The organism is Paraburkholderia lebeckiae (assembly GCF_014201005.1).
In the GTDB taxonomy this organism is placed as follows: domain Bacteria; phylum Pseudomonadota; class Gammaproteobacteria; order Burkholderiales; family Burkholderiaceae; genus Paraburkholderia; species Paraburkholderia tuberum.
This window is the reverse complement of sequence record NZ_JACHDK010000011.1, coordinates 86825-107405: the sequence shown is the minus strand read 5'-3', so window position 1 is coordinate 107405 and position 20581 is coordinate 86825. Positions and strand designations below refer to the sequence as shown.

Here is a 20581-nt window from a genome sequence, read left to right as displayed (position 1 = left end):
CACGCGAAGTGTTGCGCCGTGCCGCGCCGTCAAACGCGTGCCACCCCGACACGCGACCTTTGACCCGCATGCATAATATCGCCAAAATGCGCTGACTCAAAAGCGGAGACCCGCTATGTCGCGCCAGTGCGTCAGCGCGCGCCGCGCGCGCATGCCCGCGCACCATTGCCTTCCATCGCGCCATGCGGCGCCTCGATAGTCATGAACAAGCCGGTCCTGCCTCTGACGTACGAACAGCTCGATCACTGGATCGAATCGCTGCAACCCGCGTTGCTCGCCGAGCGTTTCGCGATGGCGCTCGGGATTCTGCGCGGCGGCGCGCCGCTCGCGCTGATGGTGTCGCACGCGGTCGGCGCGCCGGTCGCGTTCCTGCGCTACGACCGCCAGACTCGCGCGGTCGCATGGGATTCGACGCTGCCGATCCCGCCCGCCGGATCGAAAGTGCTGTTGTGCGAGGACATCGCGGGACGCGGTTTTACGCTCGTCGATTGCATCGCGTTTCTGCAGGCGCACGGGCTCGAAGTCAAAACCCTGACCGCCGCGGTCGATGATCTGAGCCGCGCGCAGCCCGACTACGCGATCGATGCGCGCGGCTACTTCGCCCTCTTTCCATGGGAGCGCCAGGCGTACACCGAGCGCTACCGCGACGACTGGGCGCGCGTCGAAGCCGGCGCCGCGCCCGCGATGGCCAACGACCACGAGTACGCGGCCTACGCGATCGACCTCGACGGCATCCTGCTGCCCGACGTACCGCTCGCGAGCTACGACGAGGACCTCGCCGCCGCGCTCGCCGAGCGCGACGCACTGCTGCCGTTCGAGGTGCTGCCCGGCATCGACCTGCAGCAGGTGCGCACGATCATCACGGGCCGCCCGGAGATGGATCGCGCGCGCACCGAAGCGTGGCTCGCGCGACACGGCTTCGCTCACATGCAGTTGGCGATGCGAACGCCCGGCCTGCACGACGACAGCCCCGCCGGCGCGGCCGCGCACAAGGCGAGCGCGGCGCTGCGGGCGGGTGTCACGCACTTCGTCGAAAGCGATCCGGTGCAGGCGCTGCTGATCGCGCAGCAAGCGCCGCTGCTGCGCGTGATCTGGTGGGATGCGCTGACGCGCACGGGGATGCTGGTGAGCGCAAGGGCGTGGAGTTGAGCGCAACGTTCCGAGTGGGCGCAGCGCCCGAACGCCGCCACTATTTGTCCTTCGCCTCGCGCAACTGCAAATGCCGCGCGGCCCGCTGCGACGTGACGACGATCAGCTTCATCGTCGCGCGCGTCGCGCCGACGAACAGCTTGCGCGCGCTGCGTTCGTCGAACGCGTCGAAGTCGATCTCGGTGAAGATCACGCACGGCGCCGCCTGCCCCTTGAAGCGGTAGATCGACTCAAACAGCACGTCGCCTTCACGATACTCCGGGTTGCCGAACAGATCGTATTTGCCGGTGAAACTGCGCAGCCGATGCGGTCCGAGATGATCGAGCGCGCTCATCGCCGAGCCCTCGCGGCCGCGGAACGACAGCACCGCGATGTCCTGCTTGCGAAAACCGAGCGATAGCGCCTGCGTGATGGCGCGCTTGGTTGCGTCGATACTGCTATCGGCGCCCAGCGCTTCGTCGTAGACCGACACTGAAACCTCGGAGCCGTCGAACGGACTGCCCGACGTAAGTGCCGCGGCCAGCGGCACCGACGCGCCCAGCACGTCGCGCAGATAATCGAGGATGTCGCGAGGACTGCGGTAATTGGTCGTTTCTTTCAGCGTGGTCCAGCCGGGCAACGAGACCGGCTCACGCATGTACAGATTCTGCAGTGGGTCTTCGAGCCACCACCACGCGGCGCCCGGCCGCAGCAGCCGCTCGAGCGCGGCAACCCATGGCTGCTGGAAATCCTGCCCTTCGTCGACGATCAGCACGTCGAATTGCCAGCGCGGTTCGATCGGCGTGTCGGCGAATACGGCCTCCAGTTGATCGAACACCTGCGCCGACCGGAAATCGGGCGCGCGGCCCGCGTCGCGCGCGACCCAGTCGCAAAGCTGGTGATAGTTCGCGATTTTCGCCTCCGGCGGCGCGACCCGCGCGATGTGATCGGCGAGCGGCCGGTTGAAGCACACGTACAACGGCCGCTCGCCGCGCGCGACCGCGTCCTTCATCACCTGCACCGCGAGTTGCGTCTTGCCGGAGCCCGCCGTGCCGATCACGCGCAAACGGAACGGCGCGAATTCGAGCCGCCGGGCCCATGTCGCGAGTCCGCCCGAAAGGCGCGTGACGAGCGTGCCCGCCTGCCCGACGAGCGCGCTCGTGTCGGGCGTCAACGCGAGTTCGTCGGCGAGAAAGTGGTGGATTTTCGACGCGCTGGGAAGCCGCGGTTCATCGGCCGGCAGCGCTTCGCGAATAATCGCGGCGAGACGCTCGCGCCGCGTAGCGTCGACGATGCGCGCGGGATTCACGCCGGCGATCGCCGCATCCTTGACGATGTGATCGGGACAGTACAGCAGTTCCTCGATGAAATACGCGCCCGCGCCGAACGCCGCGGTAAAACGCCGGTGCAGACTCTCGATCGTATGCGCGAGCGCGATCGCAACGTTGCGCTCGGTTTGCAGATACACCTTGACGAGCCCCTTCGGCGTTTCGCGCAGAAAGCCGGTCTTCTGCTCGATGATCAGCAGGCGGCCGGCGGGACTCACGATCACGAAATCGGCCTCGCCGAACACGGAGAAGTTCTGGTTCAGGCGCGTCCAATGCACGCCGTGGTAGACGGTGTAGTCGGCGGGCAGTGCCTTCTCGAGCAACGCGAGCGTTTCGCGTTCGCGCGCCGCCGCGCCGGTCGCTTCGAGGCTCTTCCAGTCGTCGGGAACAATGCGGGCCATGCGATGCCTCAATGAGTTGGGATGCGTGTTTTCAGCGGGCAATCCGGAGTGCGGTCATTGTACGCAACGCAATGTCGGCCGGGCGGCCCTCGCGCAAAGCCGCGCGGATCGTGTATCGTTACTGGCTGAACGCCGCGCACGCCGCGCGGCTTGCCAACTGTAAGAGAAAAGGATTTACCGGATGATTACGTTCTGGGGACGCGCCAATTCGGTCAACGTCCAGAAGGTCTTGTGGTGCTGCGACGAACTCGTGCTGCCGTTCGACCGCATCGACGCGGGCCTGCAATTCGGCCGCAACAACGAACCCGACTATCTCGCGATGAACCCGACCGGCAAGATTCCGACGCTGGTCGACGACGACTTCGTGCTGTGGGAATCCAACTCGATCCTGCGCTATCTGGCGATGCAATACGGCGAATCGAGCCTGCTGTATCCGGCCGACCCGAAACTGCGCGCGAGCATCGACCGCTGGCTGGACTGGTCGCTGTCGACGCTGCAGCCAGTGGAACGTCCCGTGTTCTGGACCCTCGTGCGCACGCCCGAGGCCGAGCGCGACGCCGCCAAACTCGCCGCCGACGCGAAGGCGGTCACCGTCCTGTGGCGCCTGCTCGACACGCATCTGCAGGGCCGCTTCTTTCTCGAAGGCGACAAGTTCACGCTCGCCGATATCGTGATCGGCGCGTACGCGAAGCGCTGGTTCGGCCTCGACGGTTTGCAGCGGCCGCCGCTGCCGAATCTGGAGCGCTGGTATTCGCGTCTCACGACGCGTTCCGGGTTCAAGAAGTATGTGGATTTTCCGTTGACCTGAGCATGGCGCGGGTCGGCGGAAACGATTCAGGTATTCGCGCGACCCGCAAACTCTTCAACCCTGCTCGCGGGGCCCGACACGATCAGCAGATCCCCCGGCACAACAACCGTGTCAGGCCCCGCGTGCTGGAACTCTTCGCCAGCGCGCCTGACGGCCATGACCATGACACCGAACGCCTCCAGAACGCCGCAATCTGCGAGCGGACGGTTGTGTGTCGGCGCCGGGGCATGAATCGCGGCGACGGCAAATCCTTCGCCGAATTCAATGTAGTCCACGATTCGGCCTGCGATCAGGTGAGCGATCCGTTCACCCATTTCCGCTTCCGGATAAACCACGTGATGCGCGCCGATGCGCTGGGCAATCTGGCCGTGTTCCGCGGTCACCGCCTTCAGCCAGATGTCCTTGATCTGAAGTTCCGTTAGGGCCATCAAGGTCATCAGGCTCGCCGACAGGTCGCTTCCAATGCCCACGATCGCATGAGGGAAATCGGCAACGCCTAATTGGCGCAGGGTATCCACGTTGGTCGAATCGGCCTGGACGGCATGCGTCAACCGGTCCGCCCATAACTGCACCTGCTGCTCGTCCCGGTCGATTCCCATCACGTCATGGCCCAGCCGAAGCAGCGACTGGGCCACGGCACAGCCGAACCGCCCCAAACCGATGACGACCACACTGTCGCCTTTCGAAAAAGAGAGCGAAATCTTGAACAGGTCAGCCAACAATTGGATGCTCCTCGGGGTAGCTATATTGCGCACGCCGCTCAACCAGCATTAACGACGTCGCAAAGGTAATGGTTCCAACCCGGCCGACGTACATCAGCGCGATGATCACGAACTGTGCCGGCGCAGGCAAATCACCGGTGATACCCGTTGACAGACCGACCGTACTGAACGCCGAAATAACTTCGAAGATGACCTGATCGGTAGGGAAATCGGTGATGTGCAAAATGATCAGTGTGCCGAGCGTGATCATCACGGCACCCAGCGCCACCACGGTAATCGCTTGCCGCTGCGCCGACGCGCTGACACGGCGCCCAAACGCTTCGATATCGCCACGCCCGCGGATCTCTGCGATCACCAGCAAGGCCAGAATGGCGATGGTGCCAATCTTGACACCCCCTGCCGTCCCCGCGCTGCCCCCGCCAACGAACATCAGGAAGAAATGCAGGGCCCAGCTGTCATGACTCATTGCGCCGACGTCGAGCGAGTTGAAACCCGCCGTGCGCGCGGATACCGAGGCGAAAGCTGCCGAAAGGAGCTTCTCTCCGAACGGCATCGGACCCAGGGTTTTCGGATTGGTCCATTCGAACAGCAGCAACGCAAGAAATCCGCCGAGCAGCAGCGCCCCCGTGACCACTAAAGTGAGCCTGGTGTGCAATGAAAGCCGACCGGCACCCCGAAGTTTTTCCCGCAGATCGTACAGAACCGGAAACCCGATTCCGCCGACGACAATCGCGACCATCACCGGTACCAGCATCGACGCGTCGGCGGCATAGCGCATCAGACTGTCCGGGTGAATTGAAAAGCCCGCGTTGTTGAACGCGGAGACCGCATGGAACCATCCACTCCATGCGGCCTCGCCCCATTGGAAGTGGTACCCGAGATGAAGCCTGACCGTCAGCCAGAGTGCCGTGGTCAGTTCAGTGACGAGCGTCACGACGAGCACCAGGCGCGCCACGCCGCCGATGTCCCCGAGACGGAGCGCGTGCGTCTCGACCTGGGTGATCAGCTTCGCTCGCAGCGGCAAGGACCGGTTGACCATGAGTCCCAGCAAGGTGGCTGCGGTCATCATGCCGAAACCGCCAATCTGAAACAGGCCGAGGATGACCCACTGTCCAAAGCTTGACCAGTAGGTGCCCGTATCGACAACGACGAGTCCAGTCACGCAGACGGCGGAGGTAGCGGTAAAAAAAGCGCTCAGCCACGGCGCTGCCTCACCTTTGGCCTGCGACAAGGGCAACCTCAAAAGGAGCGTCCCTGCGGCAATCGCAAAGAGAAAGGCTAAGGCTACTGCCCGAGATGGGTGAAGCAGTTGTCTCATCGATGTCCCATCAAACACATTCAGCGACTGACTGACAAAGAATAGGCATTTTTTGCCAGTAAAGACCCTATTTTTCGTTTGTTGTCAGTTGTAAGCCAAATATGGGGAATCCCGATTCTCTCGACGCTTCGACCGGCGCGGCACTTGCATCCCCCTGCCTCTATAATCGACGCATGAAAACCGCCAAGCCCGCCGCGACCGGCCGTCCGGTCGCTCCCACACCTGCCGCCCCCGCCGCCGATGCACACGATCATCAAGCGCATCACGACGTGCACGAGTCGTCGCACGCACATGGCCCGTCGCAGGAAGCGGCCCTCGCACTCGCCGAGGAATATTGCCGCGAACGCGGCGAAAAACTCACGCCGATCCGGCGCAAGGTGCTCGAACTGCTGCTGAACTCGGGACGCGCGACCAAGGCCTATTCGCTGCTCGACGAAATGCGCCAGATCCACGCCGGCTCGGCGCCGCCGACCGTCTATCGCGCGTTGGATTTTTTACTGTCCGTGGGGCTCGTGCATCGAATCGAATCGATCAATGCGTTCACTGTCTGCCATGATCTGACGCAATGCCAGCACGGCATTCTCGTCGTATGCCAGCAATGTGGCAGCGTCACCGAATTGCATCAACCGAAGCTGCGTCAGGCCCTCGTCGCGCAGATCGAGGACGCGGGCTATCGGCTCGCGAGCGACGAAATCGAATTGAAGGGATTGTGTGCCGCCTGTCAGGCGGCCAAAGCGGCCAGCGCGGCCGCGCCGGTGGCCGCGGCGAAATAGCGGCGCGCCACGCGTCGGGTGCGCAACGCTGTATGACGCGCTGCGAAGCGTCGACGGCCGTGCGAGCCGCTGCGAAGCGTCGATCAACCTGCCGCGCGGGCGTCGATCGCGTCGTGCAGCAGCGTCACGAGCGCTTCGGGTAACGCGGGTTTGGTCATGAAATGCTGGAAGCCTTCGCCGATGCTGCGCAGGCGGTATGCGTCGTCGGTATGGCCGGTGAGGGCCACCGCCACCGAGGGGGAATGACCGCCGCAAATCTCGTGGTCGCGCAGCCGCTGGATCAGATAGAAGCCATCCATGGCCGGCAAGTCGAGGTCGCAGACGACCGCGTCGGGAAGCAAACGCATTGCCGCCACGACGCCCTCTTCCGCATCGGCGACCGCGCAAACCTTCGCGCCTTCCGCCTCGAGTAACAAGGTCAACGATTCCCGGCTGTCCGGGTCGTCCTCCACCAGCACGATCGTGGCCTGATCGAGCCTCATTGCTGCGTTCATCGTATGTTGTTGCTCTGAAAAACCGGTTAGGCCGTCCGAGGGGGCCAAGGTTTCACCTTGTAATTCACTTTGCTGATTGCCGCCGATTCGCGCGGCCAGGGTGTTGCTGTCCATGATTCCGACTCGATTTCGCACGCCGGGTTGCAGACTGGTCCGCGATTGTAAAACATTGCTTAACATCTTCCCGAGTACAACGCTTGCGCACCGTAACGCGCCAAAATTGCACGTCGATGAAAAAACGACGCTCGACGCATACCGCGCTTTAGCTGCTGAGTGTCCGCAGTTTATCCGCGGCTCGCCGATCGCCGGCACCCGATGTTCCGGCGCGGTTCGTACGAACCCCGTTCGTACGGCCTTCTCCGCCCGGTATCGATTCTGTCCTTCGTATTGTTTGCGCAACGCGGCGCTGTCGTTCGTTTTGCGTCGCTCGCATCCGACGACACTGTAAGCACGTCGCGTGCCTCGTTGCAGCGGTTCGCGTCACGTAAAGAAGGGCTCGGTCGCGGTTGCCGATGTCGCGCGATGAATGGCGCTGGCCTGCTAACCGGTGGTGTCGCGGCGCTATCATCGTAGGCGCGCACGCGCGCCTACCGATGCCTCCTCATCCCAACCCGAGGTCAACCGACACCATGTCCGCCACATCGCCCGCGCTTTCCGCCGCGACGCTCGACATCCTTCGTCACGTCAGCACCGCCACGCTGACCACGCAGCTATTCAAACGCGGTCTGCGCAACACCTTCATGCAGGGCGTCGCGCCGCTCGGTCCGCGGCGCGGCGCGAATCTGGTCGGGCCGGCGTTCACGCTGCGCAACATCCCATCGCGCGAAGACATCGACGTACTGGAGCTATTCGCGGACCCTGAGTACGCGCAACGCAAATGCGTCGAGACCATTGCGCCGGGCCACGTGCTCGTGCAGGATTGCCGCGGCGAGCGCGGCAGCGCGTCGTTCGGTTCGATTCTGTCGCTTCGTTTGCAGGTGCGCGGTGTTGCCGGCATGGTGTCCGACGGCCCGGTGCGCGACAGCGCGACGATCGCCGCGCTCGACATGCCGGTGTTTTGCGCCGGCGCGAGCGCGCCGCCCAATCTGATCCGCCATCACGCGGTCGATATCAACGTGCCGATCGGCTGTGGCGGGGTCGCGGTGTTTCCGGGCGACGTGATCGTCGGCGATGTGGATGGAGTTGTGGTAATTCCGCTGGAGATGGCCGACGACGTCGCGCAAGCCGCAGCCGTGCAGGAACAACTCGAGGCGTTTCTCACCGAAAGGATTCGTGCCGGCGCCGCGCTGCCCGGCACCTATCCGCCGAACGACGAGACGAAGGCGGCGTTCGACGAGTGGAAGAAAAATCGCAAAATCTAGGGCGTTTTCAAAGGATGCGGCGACCGGTGCGCCACACCGGCCGCCAGTTCAATCGCCCTTGCCGGGCCCAATGCCCTGAACCAGCAACGCCACCGCGTGCCGCGCAATCTCCGCGCCGCCGATACTGCGGCGCAACGGATCGTTGCGCCACAGCTTCGAGGTGGCAAGCGGCAGAATCGTCATGCCGAGCAGCGTAACGAACACGAGCGCGGGTTCAAGCGATGCATTCAGGCGCCCCTCCTTCTGCCAGCGCGCGATCGCCAGCAGCGACGCCTTCTGATGCTCGAAACCAAAGCGCTCATGCATGCGCTGGCGCAGCAGCCCGCCGTCGCTGATCACTTCGCGCACCCACAGCGACGCGAACCACGGGTTGTCGCTCGCGATCTGCACGAGCCGCTCCGCGAGTTGCGTGATTGCCGCGACCGGATCGTCGGGATTCTCCTGAAACGGCAGCCCGAGGCTCGCGCGCAACGGTGCGAAACACTCGTCGATCAGCACGTCGAGCAGTTGATCGCGCGTCTTGAAGTAGTAGTGCACCATCGCGGGCGTGAAGCCGGCCTCGCGGGCGATCTCACCCAGCGATGTCTCGACGATCCCCTGCCTCGCGAACAGCGTCAGCGCGGCGTCGAGCAAGCGCGCACGCTGCTCCGGGCCGCGCGCGGCGCCCGACGGCCGGCCGGGGCGGCGGGCGGCCGACCCAGCCGGCGCGCTGCTTCCGATATTCGCGGCGTGAATTCCCGTTGGCGCTGCCTTGAGTTTGGGCTTCGACGCGTCGCGCTCTTTCGCGGCAGTTCGCGCGGGCGGCTCCGTATCTGTCACGGCATTGTGCGCCGCGGCGTCGTCAGACGAGATCCTTGTCATTGCATGGAATTTGACGTGAGAGGCGATGTCGAATATATTAATCTCTCAGTTAATTAATTTCAACGCGTTGCCGCCATGGAACAATCCGCTACGACCCTGTCAGTCGACTCCGCGCCCGAGGATCCGCGCACGGCGGCGCCCGCCGCCGACCATCCGCCGATCCGGCTGCTGTTTCCGGCGCTGCTGCTGGTCATGCTGCTCGCCGCCCTCGACCAGACGATCGTCTCGACTGCGCTCCCGACCATCGTCGGCGAACTGGGCGGGCTCAATAACCTGTCGTGGGTCGTGACCGCCTACCTGCTCAGTTCGACCATCGTCGTGCCGCTGTACGGCAAGTTCGGCGACCTGTTCGGCCGCAAGATCGTGCTGCAGACGGCGATCGTCATCTTTCTCGTCGGCTCGGCGCTGTGTGGCATCGCGCAGAACATGAGTCAGTTGATCGTGCTGCGCGCGCTGCAAGGGCTCGGCGGCGGCGGCCTGCTCGTTGTGACGATGGCGGCGATCGCGGACGTGATTCCGCCCGCTGAGCGTGGCCGCTACCAGGGCGTGTTCGGTGGCATCTTCGGCCTCGCCACCGTCATCGGTCCGCTGCTCGGCGGCTTTCTGGTCGAGCATCTCACGTGGCGCTGGATCTTCTACATCAACCTGCCGCTCGGCATCCTGTCGCTCATCGTGATCGGCGCGGTGTTCAAGCCGCACGTGCGCCACGTGAAGCACACGATCGATTACATGGGTGCCGCGTTTCTCGCCGGCGCGCTGACCTGCATCATCCTGTTCACGAGTCAGGGCGGCACGATCCTGCCGTGGTCGTCGCCGCAGCTGTGGTTCACGCTCGGCATGGGCCTCGTAGCGATCTGGGGATTCATTCACGAAGAACGCAGCGCGGTCGAACCGATCATGCCGCTCGGACTGTTCAAACAGCGCACGTTTCTGATCAGCAGCCTCGTGAGCTTCATCATCGGCGTATCGCTGTTCGGCTCCGTGACGTTCATTCCGCTCTATCTGCAGGTCGTGAAGGGCTCCACGCCGTCGCAAGCCGGCATGCAGATGCTGCCGATGATGGGCGGCCTGTTCATCCTGTCGATGGCGACGGGCCGCGTGATCAGCAGGATCGGCAAGTACCGGCTGTTCCCGATCATGGGCACGTTCCTCGTCTCCGTGGCGATGCTGCTGCTCGCGCGCCTGCAGATCGATACGCCGATTCATGTGATGTATCTGTACATGGGTCTGCTCGGCTGCGGCCTCGGCATGGTGATGCAGGTGCTGGTCCTCGCGGTCCAGAACACCGTCGAGTTCAAGCATATGGGTGTCGCGACGTCGGGCGTGACGCTGTTTCGCTCGATCGGCGGCTCGATCGGCGTGGCCGGCTTCGGCGCGGTGTTCTCGAACGGCCTCGCCGGACGCCTCGAAAAGCTGATCCCGCCCGACACCGAACTTCCGCAGGCATTGGGTCCCGCAGCGATTCATCAACTGCCCGAAGCATTGCGCAACGATTATCTGCATGCGTTCGCGGGTGCGTTGCACACCGTGTATCTGTCGGCCGCATGCGTCGTGGTGCTCGCCTTCGTGCTCGCATGGCTGCTGAAGGATCATCCGTTGCGCAAGCACTGAGCGTACTTCGACGCCTGATCGGGAAGCTGATGCAAACGCGTACCGGCAAGCGCCAGATAGCAGGTTGATCACGAGGCCGCACGCACGACGCGTCGGCCTCGTTGTTTATTTGTCGCGCTCACTTCATGCAGCGCGATGCTTCCGGTTGCCTGCCATTTGTCGTGAAACAACAGGCACATACACTCGTTTCGAATGTATGACCAGGGTTTTCTTCATACCTCCAAATGAGCGGTAGCGCACACAATCCAGGGGCCATCCGCGTTGACGTCCCCCGTGAAACACCACATATTGGAAACCGTGGAAACGCAGCCGCTGCCTACGTCTCCGCGACTTCCGGCGCATGTGGATTGTGATTCCGCGGACAAGGCTCCTGCCTCAACACGATCCGAAGCATGCCTTTACGGCATCGTTTTCCAAAGGTGGGTCCACGGCATGTCCACCCAGACAGCAACCGGCCAAAGTTTCCCCACACCCTGCAAACGCTGCGGTGGCGCACTGTACCGACAAGTCGACGCCTGCCCCTACTGTGGCGCTACGCATCCGTTCGACCACGACGATCCGCACATCCGCACCGGTATTCCAGGCAGCCGTGCGAGCGCCACGCACAAGCCCCTGCCCCGTTTCGACGACGAGCTCGGCACACGGGACGAGCCCGCCATCGCCGCTGCCGCGATGACGTCCGAACCCCTGTTGCAGACCGAGCCGGTCATGCACACGGCGCTCGTGTCGACCGACACCAGTATCCCGCCTTACGAAGATCCGATGTATGCGCCGCCCAACACTGCGCAGACGATCTGGCGCGTGCTGTACGTGATCGGCGCGCTTGTCGCAATCGGCCTAGCGTATGTCGCTTATACGCTATTCAGCGACGGCGGCGAATCGGAAGATAAAGGCGTGGAGCAGATTACGACGGATGCCAGAACAACGACCGGCATGATCGCGCCGCTTGCTTCCGCGCCCGTGATTGCTCAAGCACAGACCACGCACGCGCCGGCCGCGGCCAAGCCCGCGCCACCGCCCGTGACCGAACTGGCGGCGAAGCCCGCGCCCGTCGCGCCCGCGGCTCCCGTCATTCCAGCGACACCAGCTGCGCCGCCAGCCGCGCCGCCGATGGCCGCGACGCCCATGCGGCCCGCGCCGCAATTCCGCGACGCCGGACAAGCAATGCAGGTCGCGAGGACAGCGTTCCGCGCGAACGATCTGTCCGCCGCGCAAGCCGCTCTCGCCGCCGCGCAAACGTTACAACCTGGAAACAGCGACGCGCAGGGTCTGGCCGATCAGATGCGGCCGCTCGTCCAGCGTCGCGATACTGCGCTACAGGCCGCGCAGGCCTGCGTCGCGCAGCAGTCGTGGCCGTGCGCGCGCCAGCACGCGAACGAGGCGCTCGCGATCGACAGCGGCAACGACGCGGCGAAAGTGATCCTCGAGCGCGTCATTCGCGAGACCGGCTGGGCGCCGCTGACTCCGCCGCATGCGGCGACGACGGACGCCGCGCCGGGCGCGCCGCTCGCGCAAGCGCAAGCGCAGGCACCGCTGCCCGTCGGCATCCAAGCGCCCGGCGAACTGGTCGTAACTGCAACGAACGTCGGCGTCGTGAGAACCGCGGCACCGCGGAGCAACTAGCGCTCACCCGCGACGCGACGGTCCGAACAGGGTCCCGGAGACGCAAACTGCTGCGCCGTCGCGCAAAAACATTGCTTCGCATACCAGATCAAATGGCCGCCGTCTGTGCCGATTCGCACATTATCGTGCGTCCTCTGAGCGGAAACAGACGGAGCGACCCTGGCAGCAGTTTGAACATGACATGGCAACCGGATCACTGGTGCTTCCACGCGCCACGCGTGAAGCGGGATCAACCTGACCGATAGGTAGAAAGACCATGCTGAAGAGACTTCTCGCGGGCTGGCTGGGCCTGGTGGTACTGGTCGTATGTTCGCTGGCCGGCGCGGAACCGGCGCACTACAAGATCGTCACCGGGCCGGAGCGCGGCACATATATCCAGATCGGCAATGACCTGTCGAAATGGGTGGCCCAGCCGGTTGGCATCGACCTCGAAGTGGTGGCGTCGAAAGGCTCGGCGGAAAACGTGCAGCGCATGCGTTTCGAGCCCGGCGTGAAGCTCGCGCTCGTGCAGTCCGACGTGTACCAGGCGTTCATCGACATGGCCAACTCGGGCAACCCCGATGCGGGCACGACGATCCGGCCGCTGCGACTGATCATGCCGCTCTACGACGAGGAAATTAACGTCGTCGTGCGAGCGGATTCGCCGCTGAAAACGCTCGCCGACATCAAGGACAAGACCATCAGCGTCGGCCTGCTAGGCAGCGGCACCGCGCAGTCGGCGACGACGCTCTACCGCCTGATGTTTGGCCAGCCGATTCCCGAGCAGAACGTCGTGCATCTGAGCAACGAGGACGCGCTCGCCGCGCTGATCGTGAAGAAGATCGACGTCGCGATCATCGTGGTCGGGCAGCCGGCAAAGCTGTTCAACGACATGAAACCCGACCTGCTGTCACAGTTGCGTCTGTTGCCCGTCGATCCCAACGCGCCGGAGACGAATCGCGCGAAGCATACCTACTTTCCGACTACGATCCGCCAAAGCAGCTACCCAGGCTGGTTGAAGGAAGACGTGCCGGGTCTGACCGTCAAAGCGTTTCTGGTCACCTACGATTACGGCTTGCGCGACACAGTCAGCAATCTGAATCATTTCGCCGACTCGTTGTGCGCGAACTTCGACAATCTGCAGGAGCATGGCCATCCGAAATGGAAACAGGTGAAGCTCGAATTGCCGACGCTCGTTCATGGGTGGAAGTACTACGGTCCGGTCGAGAAGCATCTGCGCGCGTGTCTCGCGAACCGCAGCGCGGCGATGAGCGCGGCGGCCGCGCAACCCGCGCCGAAACCGCACACGCCTTGCTCGGAAGAAGAACGGATGCTTCTGCTGTGCAAATAACGCTGTAGCGGGGGACCGCGAACGCCTGCTTCGCCTGAGTTCGTCTCAGTCCCGCTCGCGCCCCGCGTCGGCCGACACCGTGCACGCTTGCATCGCCCGTTGCAATGCCTCGTACACCTTCGGGCGATTGCATTGCGACACGTTGAAACGCAGAAAGCCCGCCGCCGCTTGCGACGCGCTGAACACGTTGCCCGGCGCGAACACGACGCCCGCCGTCAGCGCATGACGGGCGATGTCGGCGGCATCGAGCGCCCCGGGCAAGCGCGCCCATACGAACAGGCCCGCGCGCGGCCGTGTCCAGATATCGAGGCCCGCATAGCCGAGACGCCTGATGGTCTCTCCCATCGCATCGGCCAGCTTCGCGCGCATCGCCTCGAGATGACGCCGATAGGTACCGTCGACGAGCATCCGATGCACGACGCTCGCCGCGAGCTGACCATTGCCGAACGATGTCGCGAGCTTCAGATCGATCAACGGCTCGACCCATTCGGCGCGTGCCGCGATATAGCCGCAGCGCACCGCCGCCGACAGCGTCTTCGAAAAGCTGCCGATCGACACGACGCGCGCGAGGCCGTCGAATGCGGCAAGGCGCGGCGCGGCTTCGTCTTCGAAGTCCGCGAAGATGTCGTCCTCGACGATCAGCAGATCGTGCTCGCCGGCGAGCTTCAGCAGCCGGTGCGCGACGGCCGGCGCGAGCGTCGCGCCGGTCGGATTGTGGATTGCCGAGTTCGTCACGTAGAGCCGTGGACGCTGCTCGACCAGAACGCGCTCGAACGCCGCGAGATCCGGTCCCTGCGGCGTGTACGGCACGCTCGCGATCCGCACGCGATGCGCGCGCAGCAACGCCTGAAAATTGAAATAGCAAGGATCGTCGATCAGCACCGTGTCGCCGGGTTCGAGCAGGAAGCGGCACACGAGATCGAGCGCATGGGTGCCGCCGTCGGTCAGCAGGATCTGCTCGGGCGGCGCATCGACCCCGTGCGCGGAAAGCCGCCACGCAAGCTGCTGACGCAGCGCGGGCAAGCCGGCCGGGCTCGCGTAATCCGCGAGCAGCGATTGCGGATCACGGGCGACCGCGCGCAGCGCGCGCCGCACGCCATCTTCCGGCAACCACGAAGCCGGCATCCAGCCGCAGCCGGGCTTCAGCGCTTCCGAGCCGGTCTCCAGCGACTGCCGCGTGAGCCACAGCGGATCGACCTCGCGATCGAGCCGCGGCCCGAGATCGGCAAGCGCTAGCGGCGGCGCATGGCCCGACACGAAGAAGCCCGAGCCGCGCCGCGCGATGATCACCCCTTCCGCAACGAGACGGTCGTAGCCTTCCACCACGGTCGACTTGGATACGCCGAGCGTGTCGCTCATCGCGCGGATCGACGGCACGCGAGCGCCCGGCATCACCGAGCGGCTCGCGATACGCTCCCGCAGATTGTTCATCACGAGGCCGACACGCGTGCCCGGCACCGTCTCGTTGTTCTCGCTTTCCGCCATCTGTACTGCTCCCATGTTCGGTACAGTTTGGGCGAACTGTACTGATCTGTAGCTTAACGTTTACGGCCGCGGCGCGCATCATGAGACTCTTTCAGCGCAGGGACGTTTGCCATGGACAAAACCACCAACGGCTGGCTCAGCGGTTTCGCGGGCGTGCTGATTTTCAGCGGCTCACTGCCGGCCACGCGGCTTGCCGTGCAGGGCCTCGATCCGGTGTTTCTGACCGTGGCGCGCGCGACGATCGCGGGCATCCTTGGTCTGCTGCTGTTGCTGGTGTTCCGCGAGACGCGCCCGGAGCGGCGCGATCTGCTGCCGCTCGTCGTGGTCGCGCTCGGCGTCGTGGTCGGCTTTCCATTGCTGACCGCGCTCGCGCTGCGTCATGTGAGTGCCGCGCACGCGGTCGTGTTCATTGGCCTGCTGCCGCTCGCCACCGCGATCTTCGGCGTGTTGCGCGGCGGCGAGCGCCCGCAGCCGGCGTTCTGGCTGTTCTCGGCGCTCGGCAGCGCGGCGGTTGCCGCGTTCGCGCTGCGTCACGGCATCGACGCCTCGCCGCTCGGCGACGCGCTGATGCTCGCGGCGATCGTCGTGTGCGGGCTGGGCTACGCGGAAGGCGCGCGGTTGTCGCGTCATCTCGGCGGCTGGCAGGTGATTTCGTGGGCGCTCGTGCTGTCGCTGCCGTTGATGCTGCCGCTCGCATGGTGGACGCGGCCCGTGTCGTTCGACGGTGTCGGCGCCGCCGCGCTGTGGGGACTCGCGTACGTGTCGCTGTTCAGCATGCTGATCGGCTTCGTGTTCTGGTATCGCGGGCTCGCGCTCGGCGGCATCGCGGCGGTCGGCCAACTGCAGCTGCTGCAGCCGTTTTTCGGGCTGCTGCTCGCCGGCGTGCTGCTGCACGAGCAGGTACCGCCATCGATGATCATCGTCACCGTGATCGTGGTCGCCTGCGTGGCTGGCGCACGGCATTTTTCGCGCGCCGCGCCGGTGCGGCGGCCGGTCTGACGCAGCTCGACCGTCGCACGGCGAGCAGACTTTTTCAGGATCGAATTGCGCGAGCCGTGGATCGATATGTCATCATTTCGCAGATTGGCACAACCACCGCGCCGCGACTGACGATGACGACCGCTTTTGCCCAAACCGTCGAAGCCCGTTTTGCCGAACTCACGCCGACGTCGAAACGCGTTGCCAGCTACATGCTCGCGAATCTCGACCGGCTCGGCCTCGAGACCGCCGATCAGATCGCGCAGCAAGCCGGCACCAGCGGCATTTCGGTCGGCCGCTTTCTACGTAGCGTCGGCTATCGCAATCTCGACGATCTGAAACGCGAGCTGCGCGGCACGCAGCAGCGGCCCTGGCTGATCACGGACCGGCTCCACGCGTTCCGCCGTGGTCCGAGCGACAGCGCGCAAACCGGTGAGCTTCATGAACCGAGCGTCGCTGATGGCTCCTCGCCGCGCGACGCCGCGCTTGCCCAATCGCTCGAACTCGAGATCGGCGCGATCCGGCACGTGTACGAACTCGCGCGCTCGCCTGCTTTCGCGCGCGTCGCCGAGCGCATTACGAACGCCGATGCGGTCTACATCCTCGGCATCCAATCGACGCGCGGCATCAGCAACGCGTTCTACAGCTATCTCGAATACATCCGCCCGCGCGTATTCTATTCGGACGGCATGTCGGGTTCCTACGTCGATTCGCTGAACTCGGAATTCAGCACGCCATATCTGATCGTCACCGACACGCGCGCCTATTCGACGATCGCGCGACGCTATTGCCAGGCGGCCTCGCGCCGCGGCCTGCCGTTCGCGCTCGTCACCGATATCTACTGTCCGTGGGCGCGCGATTTCGACGGCGATCTGCTGCAGGTGAAGACCGACGTCGGTCAGTTCTGGGATTCGCTCGCGCCGCTGACGTGCCTGTTCAATCTGCTGATCTCGGCGGTCGTCGAACGGCGTGGACCGGCTATCGACGAACGCGTGGCGCGTAATCGCGAGCTGCAGAGCGAGTTCGATCAATTCGACCTTTGACCCGCTTCAAATCCGCCCCGGCGACAGGCATAGTGAAGACTTTCGCTAAACTGCGCCCGCCTCGACAGGACCCCGCATGAGTTCACCCCGCCCTCCGCTCGACGCCCCACTGATCCGCGACGCCAGCGAAGCCGACCTCCCCGCGATCCAGGCGATCTACGCGCATCACGTGCTGACCGGTGTCGCGTCGTTCGAAGAAACCCCGCCGTCCGTCGACGATCTGCGCGCGCGGCTCGCAAGCGTGCGCAGCCACGGACTGCCATATATGGTCGCGGACATTGAAGGCGACGTGGCCGGCTATTGCTACGCAACGCCATATCGCCCGCGCGCCGCCTATCGCAACACGATCGAAGACTCGATCTACGTCAACGACGCGTATCGCGGACACGGCATCGGACGCGTGCTGCTGCAGGCGCTGATCGAACGTTGCGAGACCGGACCGTGGCGTCAGATGATCGCGGTGATCGCCGATGGCGGAAGCGGCGGCTCACTGTCGTTGCACGCGCAACTCGGCTTCGAGCTGACCGGCACGTTGAAGGCTGTCGGCTACAAGCACGGTCGCTGGCTCGACACGACGCTGATGCAACGCCCGCTCGGGCGCGGCGCATCGACCGGGCCCGACGACGATTCAAACGCAGCAGGCGACGCCGAACGCAAAACCTAACGCGCGCGCGGCAAACGCGTGAACAAGGTCGGATAGTCGATCACGAGACCATCGCTATCCACGCGCAAATTCGCGGTGAACTCGCGAAAAATGCCTTCGTAGCGGTACTCGCCATTCAACTCGATGCACGTGTATGCCTGCTCGGCGCGCGTGACCTGCAAGTCTGGCGTCGAGATATACGCGACTTCGATCGGCTGACGGTCGCCTTGCGCCAGCTGCAGCCGACGGATCGGCAACGTATTGGTGTACGGCGTCGCCGCGATATCGATGTCGATACAGCCTTCGATCGCGCTGAGCGCGAGGCCGTGCCCGTCGTGCCAGTGGCCGTCGCCATCGCCATGCAGCTCCAGCTCGCCACCGCCGACGATCTTTAGCCGCGCGTAGCGCGTGCGCCAGCGCGCGTCGCAGCGCACCGCGTAATGCAGCCCGTACGCCTTGCCATAGCGCTGCCCGACCACGACGCTTTCAACGGCGAAGCCATCGTCGCGCGCATCGAATACCAGATGTTCGATGCCGTCGCCCTCTTCCGAAGCCCATCGTAATTCACGCATCGGCGTCTCCTCGCGAAACGGCGCGGGAAAGCGCGCCGGGTTCTCATCGTAACTCGAAAGCCCGCGCGCGAGGCAATCCCAACTCAGGCGCTTGCGGCCGGCAAATAGCCAGTATCGACGCGCCAGCGGCCTGAACGCCTGCCGCTCGACTATGCTCGCGGTTGCGGTAGTTCCGAACCCGCCCCAATGCACGCCGCCGCGACCGATGCGCCCTCCCCCTCGCTCAGCGCCCCGCTGCGGACGCTGCTGCGCAGTCTCGGCCAGATCGTGCTGCAATCGAACGCCGCGACCGGCGCGTGCAGGATCGGCGCGTGGTTGCTCGGCGAGCCGCTTCTCATGTATGCCGCGCTGCTCGGCGCGTTCGCGGCCAACATCAGCCCGATGCTCGTCGGTTCGGCCGACGCCGACCTGCGCGCTGGCATGCTCGGCTTCAACGGCGCGCCGGCGGGTCTCGTCGCGTTCAGCTTCATGGGCGATCCGGCAAACGCGTAGGCCGTCGCGATTCTTGCCGCGACGGGCAGAACGGCTGCGCGAGTGCCCCGCAATGTCGGCGGTCGACATCATCCTCACCGACGTGAAGCGCGAAAACTGCGCAACGAGTGGACGTTTGTGGTCGGAGGCCTGATCGGCCCGAAAACAACGACGTCGGAGCGACGTCGCGAGCTGCACGCCGAAGTCCCTGATGTCGCGATGATCTGCCAGCGCTGGCGAGAGCAGCGCTTTCGATGCATCAAAATGAAGCATCGAAAAAAAAGCTGCGCACGTAATGTGGGCAGCTTTGCGAGACTGACGACGCAAAAAAAACGCGTCGATGTGGCGGCAAAACAACGCGCCGCCACGTATTCAGTAACTGTTTAGAACTTATGGATGATACCAACGCCGACAGCGACCTGGCTGCGCGACGACGCCGGCGAACCGTTCTGACCGTCACCGATGCTTGCAGTTGCGTCGATGATCGTTTTACCGTTGCCTGCCAGCGTCTGGCCACCAGCGCGCTGAAACGCCTCAAGCGCGTACAGGCCGGTACGCTTCGACAGCGTGTAGTACTGCGACAGGTTGAACTGGTTGTAGCTAGCCGTGCTCGAAATGCCGTTCGACGACGTTGCACGGGTGTAGCTATAGCCAGCGGCCAGGTCCAGCACCGAAATCGGCTTCCAGTGCAGCACTGCGCCACCCGTATTCCAGATCTGGGTGTCGTGGAAGAACGAGCCCGTACCCGCAGCGTATTGAACGTTCGAGTATGCGAACGAAACGTCCCACGCCGAGTTGAACGCGTAGCCGCCCGTCACTGCAATGCGCTGCTGCTTCGCTGCGGTCTGGAAGCCGTTGTTGATAGCCGAGTTGGCCGGCGCCGCAATCGGGGCGGTGGTGCTGTTGATCAGCGTGGAGTTCGCGCCCCACAGGCCGCCGTTCGAGTTGCCGTTGTCGATGCGCTGGATACCTGCAGCGATACCGATCGGGCCGTTCAGGTACTGTGCTGCCACGCTCCACGTCTGGCCGGCGCTGAAGCTGCCCGGCGTGCCGCCGATCGAGTACGAACCGCTGACCGTCAGACCGCCGAAGCTCGGCGACGTGTAGACCAGCGAGTTGTTCGCGCGGTACACCGTATCCAACGAGTCGATATCACCCGGGTGCGCGCCGTATGCACCGGTCAGCCACGTGGTCGGGCTGTACGGCGACAGCATCGTGTAGTACGACGTGTACTGGCGGCCAGCCGTCAGCGTACCGAACTGCGCGTTCGTCATACCGACCCATGCCTGACGGTTGAACATCAGACCCGACACGCTTTGCGCGCCGGTTGCGCTGTTGAAGCCTTCTTCCAACTGGAAGATGGCCTTGGTGCCGCCACCCAGGTCTTCCGAGCCCTTCAGGCCGAAACGGCTACCAGCCCAAATGCCGTTGATCATCTTGACTTGCGAAGCACCGCCCGGCGACGGACGGGCCGATGCGGCGCCAGACGTCGGGCTCAGCGTCGTCGAGCTGTTCTGCCAACCAAACCCCGTATCGACAATACCGTAAAGCGTCACGCTGCTTTGCGCGTGTGCGCCCAGGGCGACCAACCCCAAGGCCGAAGCTAAGAGAGTCTTTTTCATTTTTACTCC

The 20581-nt window shown here is 64.4% G+C and carries 19 protein-coding genes and 1 pseudogene; 12 read left to right on the top strand and 8 right to left on the bottom strand.

Features of this window, described 5'->3' with window-relative positions; translation table 11 throughout:
- Positions 1-201 precede the first annotated feature (201 nt).
- Positions 202-1149, top strand: a complete 948-nt coding sequence (locus tag HDG39_RS21685) for a phosphoribosyltransferase (protein WP_018420842.1) — start codon at positions 202-204, stop codon at positions 1147-1149.
- A 40-nt stretch (positions 1150-1189) separates the two neighbouring features.
- On the opposite strand, the gene HDG39_RS21680 is transcribed toward HDG39_RS21685, so the two are convergent.
- The gene (locus HDG39_RS21680; protein ID WP_184008469.1) at positions 1190-2857 is read right to left on the bottom strand and encodes an ATP-binding domain-containing protein; all 1668 of its coding nucleotides are present in this window, start codon (positions 2855-2857) and stop codon (positions 1190-1192) included.
- A 181-nt stretch (positions 2858-3038) separates the two neighbouring features.
- On the opposite strand from HDG39_RS21680, the gene HDG39_RS21675 reads away from it, so the two are divergent.
- A complete protein-coding gene (locus HDG39_RS21675; RefSeq protein WP_184008467.1) occupies positions 3039-3665 on the top strand; it encodes a glutathione S-transferase family protein in 627 nt (208 codons plus the stop codon).
- 26 nt (positions 3666-3691) lie between these two features.
- Here HDG39_RS21675 and HDG39_RS21670 read toward each other — a convergent pair whose 3' ends face one another.
- Positions 3692-4387: a potassium channel family protein gene (locus HDG39_RS21670; RefSeq protein WP_260328151.1), complete on the bottom strand. Its 696-nt coding sequence runs from the start codon at positions 4385-4387 to the stop codon at positions 3692-3694.
- Entirely contained in the window at positions 4377-5618 is a 1242-nt protein-coding gene (locus tag HDG39_RS21665; RefSeq protein WP_260328150.1) for a TrkH family potassium uptake protein, read from the bottom strand. Before HDG39_RS21665 ends, HDG39_RS21670 begins: the two co-directional genes overlap by 11 nt.
- A gap of 260 nt (positions 5619-5878) precedes the next feature.
- On the opposite strand from HDG39_RS21665, the gene HDG39_RS21660 reads away from it, so the two are divergent.
- Positions 5879-6478, top strand: coding sequence for a Fur family transcriptional regulator (locus HDG39_RS21660; RefSeq protein ID WP_184008463.1), 600 nt, complete (start codon positions 5879-5881; stop codon positions 6476-6478).
- A gap of 83 nt (positions 6479-6561) precedes the next feature.
- Here the strand turns inward: HDG39_RS21660 and HDG39_RS21655 are convergent, their stop codons facing one another.
- A complete protein-coding gene (locus HDG39_RS21655; protein WP_184008461.1) occupies positions 6562-7086 on the bottom strand; it encodes a response regulator in 525 nt (174 codons plus the stop codon).
- A gap of 515 nt (positions 7087-7601) precedes the next feature.
- Between HDG39_RS21655 and HDG39_RS21650 the strand changes: the two genes are divergently transcribed.
- Positions 7602-8333, top strand: coding sequence for a ribonuclease activity regulator RraA (locus tag HDG39_RS21650; RefSeq protein ID WP_184008459.1), 732 nt, complete (start codon positions 7602-7604; stop codon positions 8331-8333).
- Positions 8334-8381: 48 nt separating this feature from the next.
- On the opposite strand, the gene HDG39_RS21645 is transcribed toward HDG39_RS21650, so the two are convergent.
- Entirely contained in the window at positions 8382-9152 is a 771-nt protein-coding gene (locus tag HDG39_RS21645) for a TetR/AcrR family transcriptional regulator (RefSeq protein WP_311667028.1), read from the bottom strand.
- A gap of 117 nt (positions 9153-9269) precedes the next feature.
- Between HDG39_RS21645 and HDG39_RS21640 the strand changes: the two genes are divergently transcribed.
- From HDG39_RS21640 to HDG39_RS21630, 3 genes are all read left to right on the top strand, one after another.
- Positions 9270-10805: an MDR family MFS transporter gene (locus HDG39_RS21640; RefSeq protein ID WP_184008455.1), complete on the top strand. Its 1536-nt coding sequence runs from the start codon at positions 9270-9272 to the stop codon at positions 10803-10805.
- Between the two features lie 432 nt (positions 10806-11237).
- Positions 11238-12428, top strand: coding sequence for a hypothetical protein (locus HDG39_RS21635; RefSeq protein ID WP_184008454.1), 1191 nt, complete (start codon positions 11238-11240; stop codon positions 12426-12428).
- A gap of 256 nt (positions 12429-12684) precedes the next feature.
- The gene (locus HDG39_RS21630; RefSeq protein WP_184008452.1) at positions 12685-13758 is read left to right on the top strand and encodes a TAXI family TRAP transporter solute-binding subunit; all 1074 of its coding nucleotides are present in this window, start codon (positions 12685-12687) and stop codon (positions 13756-13758) included.
- Positions 13759-13803: 45 nt separating this feature from the next.
- Here the strand turns inward: HDG39_RS21630 and HDG39_RS21625 are convergent, their stop codons facing one another.
- Positions 13804-15243 (bottom strand): aminotransferase-like domain-containing protein, encoded by a 1440-nt coding sequence (locus HDG39_RS21625; protein ID WP_184008602.1) that lies wholly within the window; start codon positions 15241-15243, stop codon positions 13804-13806.
- A 111-nt stretch (positions 15244-15354) separates the two neighbouring features.
- On the opposite strand from HDG39_RS21625, the gene HDG39_RS21620 reads away from it, so the two are divergent.
- The 3 genes from HDG39_RS21620 to HDG39_RS21610 all read left to right on the top strand — a co-directional run bounded on the left by HDG39_RS21620 (position 15355) and on the right by HDG39_RS21610 (position 17928).
- The gene (locus tag HDG39_RS21620; protein WP_184008450.1) at positions 15355-16242 is read left to right on the top strand and encodes a DMT family transporter; all 888 of its coding nucleotides are present in this window, start codon (positions 15355-15357) and stop codon (positions 16240-16242) included.
- A 113-nt stretch (positions 16243-16355) separates the two neighbouring features.
- Positions 16356-17264: a sap1 transcriptional regulator SapR gene (gene sapR, locus HDG39_RS21615; RefSeq protein WP_184008448.1), complete on the top strand. Its 909-nt coding sequence runs from the start codon at positions 16356-16358 to the stop codon at positions 17262-17264.
- Between the two features lie 76 nt (positions 17265-17340).
- Positions 17341-17928 (top strand): GNAT family N-acetyltransferase, encoded by a 588-nt coding sequence (locus tag HDG39_RS21610; RefSeq protein WP_184008446.1) that lies wholly within the window; start codon positions 17341-17343, stop codon positions 17926-17928.
- Here the strand turns inward: HDG39_RS21610 and HDG39_RS21605 are convergent.
- Positions 17925-18479: a putative glycolipid-binding domain-containing protein gene (locus HDG39_RS21605; protein ID WP_184008444.1), complete on the bottom strand. Its 555-nt coding sequence runs from the start codon at positions 18477-18479 to the stop codon at positions 17925-17927. The two genes, HDG39_RS21610 and HDG39_RS21605, sit on opposite strands and share 4 nt — an antisense overlap.
- 186 nt (positions 18480-18665) lie before the next feature.
- Here HDG39_RS21605 and HDG39_RS21600 point away from each other — a divergent pair.
- Together HDG39_RS21600 and HDG39_RS21595 are read left to right on the top strand one after the other, a co-directional pair.
- Positions 18666-18968, top strand: a pseudogene (locus HDG39_RS21600) (urea transporter); the annotation flags it as partial.
- A 45-nt stretch (positions 18969-19013) separates the two neighbouring features.
- On the top strand, positions 19014-19337 hold the full coding sequence (locus tag HDG39_RS21595; protein ID WP_184008440.1) for a hypothetical protein: 324 nt from the start codon (positions 19014-19016) through the stop codon (positions 19335-19337).
- On the opposite strand, the gene HDG39_RS21590 is transcribed toward HDG39_RS21595, so the two are convergent.
- A complete protein-coding gene (locus HDG39_RS21590; protein WP_184008438.1) occupies positions 19334-20572 on the bottom strand; it encodes a porin in 1239 nt (412 codons plus the stop codon). The two genes, HDG39_RS21595 and HDG39_RS21590, sit on opposite strands and share 4 nt — an antisense overlap.
- Positions 20573-20581: the final 9 nt, after the last annotated feature.

Bases quoted from the DNA above. Each gene is read 5' to 3' on its own strand.
- HDG39_RS21685 (WP_018420842.1), top strand. From the start codon at position 202: ATGAACAAGCCGGTCCTGCCTCTGACGTACGAACAGCTCGATCACTGG.
- HDG39_RS21680 (WP_184008469.1), bottom strand. From the start codon at position 2,857: ATGGCCCGCATTGTTCCCGACGACTGGAAGAGCCTCGAAGCGACCGGC.
- HDG39_RS21675 (WP_184008467.1), top strand. From the start codon at position 3,039: ATGATTACGTTCTGGGGACGCGCCAATTCGGTCAACGTCCAGAAGGTC.
- HDG39_RS21660 (WP_184008463.1), top strand. From the start codon at position 5,879: ATGAAAACCGCCAAGCCCGCCGCGACCGGCCGTCCGGTCGCTCCCACA.
- HDG39_RS21655 (WP_184008461.1), bottom strand. From the start codon at position 7,086: ATGGACAGCAACACCCTGGCCGCGCGAATCGGCGGCAATCAGCAAAGT.
- HDG39_RS21650 (WP_184008459.1), top strand. From the start codon at position 7,602: ATGTCCGCCACATCGCCCGCGCTTTCCGCCGCGACGCTCGACATCCTT.
- HDG39_RS21640 (WP_184008455.1), top strand. From the start codon at position 9,270: ATGGAACAATCCGCTACGACCCTGTCAGTCGACTCCGCGCCCGAGGAT.
- HDG39_RS21635 (WP_184008454.1), top strand. From the start codon at position 11,238: ATGTCCACCCAGACAGCAACCGGCCAAAGTTTCCCCACACCCTGCAAA.
- HDG39_RS21630 (WP_184008452.1), top strand. From the start codon at position 12,685: ATGCTGAAGAGACTTCTCGCGGGCTGGCTGGGCCTGGTGGTACTGGTC.
- HDG39_RS21625 (WP_184008602.1), bottom strand. From the start codon at position 15,243: ATGGCGGAAAGCGAGAACAACGAGACGGTGCCGGGCACGCGTGTCGGC.
- HDG39_RS21620 (WP_184008450.1), top strand. From the start codon at position 15,355: ATGGACAAAACCACCAACGGCTGGCTCAGCGGTTTCGCGGGCGTGCTG.
- sapR (WP_184008448.1), top strand. From the start codon at position 16,356: ATGACGACCGCTTTTGCCCAAACCGTCGAAGCCCGTTTTGCCGAACTC.
- HDG39_RS21610 (WP_184008446.1), top strand. From the start codon at position 17,341: ATGAGTTCACCCCGCCCTCCGCTCGACGCCCCACTGATCCGCGACGCC.
- HDG39_RS21605 (WP_184008444.1), bottom strand. From the start codon at position 18,479: ATGCGTGAATTACGATGGGCTTCGGAAGAGGGCGACGGCATCGAACAT.
- HDG39_RS21590 (WP_184008438.1), bottom strand. From the start codon at position 20,572: ATGAAAAAGACTCTCTTAGCTTCGGCCTTGGGGTTGGTCGCCCTGGGC.